This window comes from Komagataeibacter intermedius TF2 (assembly GCF_000964425.1).
GTDB classification, from domain to species: domain Bacteria; phylum Pseudomonadota; class Alphaproteobacteria; order Acetobacterales; family Acetobacteraceae; genus Komagataeibacter; species Komagataeibacter intermedius.
Map to the genome: position 1 here is coordinate 1 of NZ_BANF01000720.1, position 208 is coordinate 208.

At 57.7% G+C, this 208-nt stretch carries 1 pseudogene; it reads left to right on the plus strand.

Features of this window, described 5'->3' with window-relative positions:
- Positions 1-208: pseudogene (locus tag B7449_RS19080) on the plus strand (Si-specific NAD(P)(+) transhydrogenase); the annotation flags it as partial.

A 208-nucleotide genomic window follows, 5' to 3' on the forward strand; every position in this document is an offset into this window, starting at 1 on the left:
GGATGTGCAGGTGAGCGTTGTCGAGGCACGTGACAGTATTCTGGGTTTTGTGGACCGGGGCATCATTGTCGACTTCATGCATCAGTTATGCGATCGCGGAATGCGCTTCAGGCTGGGCAGCCGGCTGGATTCAATCACGGTCGCGGATGGACAACCCGTGGCCCTCCTGGCCGATGGCGGGCAGATCCGTTCTGATATCCTGCTTTAT